This window comes from Ligilactobacillus acidipiscis DSM 15836, assembly GCF_001435755.1.
GTDB lineage: Bacteria > Bacillota > Bacilli > Lactobacillales > Lactobacillaceae > Ligilactobacillus > Ligilactobacillus acidipiscis.
Map to the genome: position 1 here is coordinate 1 of NZ_AZFI01000184.1, position 3705 is coordinate 3705.

Annotated in this window: 3 protein-coding genes; 1 reads left to right on the plus strand and 2 read right to left on the minus strand. The window is 40.3% G+C overall.

Translation table 11 applies throughout. The features are described 5' to 3' along the window. Positions 1 to 57: 57 nt before the first annotated feature. A complete protein-coding gene (locus FC65_RS09485; RefSeq protein ID WP_056972487.1) occupies positions 58 to 483 on the minus strand; it encodes a MarR family winged helix-turn-helix transcriptional regulator in 426 nt (141 codons plus the stop codon). A 540-nt stretch (positions 484 to 1023) separates the two neighbouring features. Here FC65_RS09485 and FC65_RS09490 point away from each other — a divergent pair. Next, entirely contained in the window at positions 1024 to 1329 is a 306-nt protein-coding gene (locus FC65_RS09490) for a DUF454 family protein (protein WP_010496821.1), read from the plus strand. A gap of 128 nt (positions 1330 to 1457) precedes the next feature. Here the strand turns inward: FC65_RS09490 and FC65_RS09495 are convergent, their stop codons facing one another. Further along, entirely contained in the window at positions 1458 to 3524 is a 2067-nt protein-coding gene (locus FC65_RS09495; RefSeq protein ID WP_056972488.1) for a DNA topoisomerase III, read from the minus strand. Between the last annotated feature and the right edge of the window lie 181 nt (positions 3525 to 3705).

Sequence of the window (3705 nt, forward strand, 5' to 3'; positions counted from 1 at the left end):
TGGACCATCAACACTATTTGACAAAGTCCCCGTTTTTTTCATTATAATGGATCTTGTTTAAAGCTCTTCATGAACAATATCGACCGTTTGACCAAGGACCCGCTTAAAAATAGCAAAGTCACGCGGTTCAATTTCGTCTTCCAAACGTTGCTGCAACGTTTCCCAAAATTCTCCATTAGCTTTAAAACTATCTGAATATCTTTCTGTAGTAGTCAGGTGAGTGACCCTATGATCGGATGGGTCGATCCGTTTTTCGATCAAACCCATGTTGATCAGTTTCTTGATATGATAGTTGGTATTCGGCGTCGATTGCCCTAACAACCGCGAAATCTTACCGATCGTCGGTTGTTTCAGCTGATAAATAGCTTCCAAATAATAAACATCGATAGCCCCCAGCTTAGCCGACTCCTCATCTTCATACTGCTGACTTGTTAGCTGCAAGATCTGTGTTAGATCTGTCATAAGCTTCTGTAGCGAACTCACAATTTACCCCCCATTATTTAATTTCCCCAACAAATTTATATGTCTAAATGCGTGATTCATTGAAGACCTTCAACATTCACTTTTAGGCATGTACACATTATATTGTACGACATTTGCCAAAGAACGCAAGAAAATTATCTTAATTTTTTCAAATTAAATTTTTAACACAGAATGTGAAACTTTTTAAACTCAGTTTGTATATAAAAAACCAAATATTTTTCTAATGTATGACAGTAATTTTTTGAAATAAGCTTACTGCGCTTTCACATGTCTAAAAAAATACTTTATCTTAAAAGTTTTCTGTTAGCGGATTCGTACTTTGCTTCATAAAAAAATATTTTTGCGTTTACATTTAATTAATCACCTTAACTAATTCTTATAAGCGTTGCGATATTCAAACCGCTGCCAACGTGCTATAATCAGAAACAATTGAATGTAAGTTACTAGTAGCATTCAACCAAGTTGGCTGTTGTTAAGTAAACTTGGTTGAAGCTATTCCCCATTATTCGTTTGACTCCAAGTTTTTAAGGAGGGATCCTATTGACGCAAAATATTACTAAGGTGTTATGGTGTTTGCTGACCGTGGTCGCATTTGCTTTAGCTTTGATCGGGTTGGCTCTACCGGTTATGCCGCAACTGCCTTTTTTGATCACAGGATTTTTCGGTTTATCCAAAGTTTCTCCACGTTTTCATCATTGGATAACCAATACTAAAGTTTACCGGATGTTATTTAGCGGTTTGACTGAACATTGTAAACAAAAAAGACAAGAATTTGAAGAACGTGGAATGAAATGGTATGAATCACTATACTTCAAGATGATGACAGTGATCATGGTCCAAGATTAATTATATTTGAGTCATTCGTGCTGATGCCCGTTTGACCCATGCTATACATAAAATAAAAATTAAAAGCAGCTGCTTCACGTCAATGTGAAAACAGCTGCTTCTTTACTTTTTCGAAGAAAACCCGGCTCTTACTTTTCTTGCATCGCTTTTTTCAAAGCAGCCGCCAATGGACTTTCTACCGGTTCATCATCTTGATTGACCTTTTTGAGCAAACGTTTTTCCTCATGCTTGGTCATTTTCTTATTCTTACCAGTTGGTTTTTCAGTAGTTCCATCGTACTTGCACCGGAAATAAGTTCCATTCTTGCCTTCGATCAGCAACATTTTTCTGTGACATTGCGGGCAGCGATGGTTAGTAACTTTCGCCTCGGCGCGCCGGTGATAGTCACAATCCGGCGCAGTGCAGACTAAGATCTTGCCATTTCTAGTATTCTTCTCTTTCAATAAAGAACCACACTTAGGGCATTTCTTCGAAGTCAAGGAATGGTCCTGATATTTTTGCTGACTGTTTTTGATTTCAGCCACAAGCTGACCGGTTTCCTTTTCGATCTCTGAAATAAAGTTCTGACTATTGTACTTCCCGTGGGCGATCTGTTCCAATTGTTTTTCCCACTTGGCAGTCAGTTCAGGTGTGATCAAGGCAGGATTTACCAGGTGTAGGAGCTGTTTGCCTTTTGGTGTGACTTGCAAACTTTTTCCTGTTCTCTCCATCAATTCTGTCTTAACTAACTTTTCAATGATCTCTGCTCGAGTAGCCGGAGTACCCAAACCGTATTTCTCCATCTTGGCAAGTAAACTTCCTTCGTTCAAGGGAGCTGGTGGTGTAGTTTGTTTTGCCGAGACCTTAAACTTTGGCGTAATTTTTTCACCGATTTGCCAGTCTCTTTGTTTGCTTTCTTGTACTTTATCTGTCTTCCATCCCGCTTCAACGACTTTTTCTTGCGTAAAAACGAAAATATCCTGACCAGTTTGAACAGTGATTTTTTCTTGTTTTATCTGGTAAGGCTGCGCAAATAAGCCCGCAAAACGTTTGACGATCATACTATAGATCCTGTGCTCATCTTGCGACAGCTTTTCATAACGCGGCTTTTGCTCCGTTGGTATCAACGCATGGTGGTCAGTGACCTTTTTGTCATTAAAAGCCTTCTGCAAAACAACGTGACTGCCGTTTGCCAAGTAATGTTTAGCCTCAGGTACTAAGTTGCTGATGGCCTGCAAACGTTCCTTCATGGTCGACTTGAGGTCAGTGCTCAGATATTTGCTATCAGTCCGTGGGTAAGAAACGATCTTATGAATTTCATAGAGACTTTGGACTAATGACAGAGTTTTTTTAGCGGAATAGCCATAAATCTGGTTGGCTTCCCGTTGCAATTCTGTCAAATCATAGGGTAACGGTGCCTGTTGTGATTTATCTTTTTGACTAATATCAACGACTTTCCCACTATGTGTTTCAAGTTCTTTGACAATTTCTTGTGCAGCTGGCAGATCCTTGAGCTGATACTTATCTTTTTGCTGGCGGTCTGCTTTTTGACCAGCGACATCCAAACTGATCGTGTAATATTGCTGTGGTTTGAACCGGTTGATTTTTTGCGCTTGTTGGTCAACTTGAGCTAGCGTCGGTGTTTGGACACGGCCCGCTGATAAATTATCATCATACTTAACTGTTAAGGCGCGGGTCACGTTTAACCCTACTAGCCAATCAGCCTTAGCCCGCGCTAAAGCGGAATAATACAAATTATCATATTCCTTAACCGGCTTCAAGGAAGCGAAGCCTTCTTTAACTGCCTTATTCGTTTGCGAAGAGATCCACAAACGTTTGACAGGTTTATTGAAACGAATATACTGCAAGATCCAACGAGCAACTAACTCACCTTCACGTCCAGCGTCAGTCGCGATCACAGCTTCTTTAATATCTTTTCTTTTTGCTAAACTTGAAATAGTCTTTAGTTGGCCCTGCGTTTTAGGCAACGGCTTGATACCGATCTTCTTGGGGAGCATTGGCAAAGTTTCCATCTGCCATTTCCCCCACTTTTTGTTGAGATCTTCCGGCATCTGTAAGCCTAACAAATGGCCTAAAGCCCAAGTCACAACAACCTTGTCGCCTTCAAAATAATTTTTATGTTTTTGTGTCGCACCTAGAGTCTTACTGAGGTCCCGTGCCACACTTGGCTTTTCTGCCAATATCAATTGTTTCATTCAATAACTTTCCTTTCAAAAACGAACTCGCTTTATTGAGTGTAGCACATTTCGCAGCGCAAAACGACTATCGCAAAGTCAGCAACAAATTGGCTGCCTGGCTACAGCAGACGGTTTCAGGCTGGATAACTTGTGGGACTTACTTGGACGAAGTTTGCGTCACATTTCCACTTGTAACACT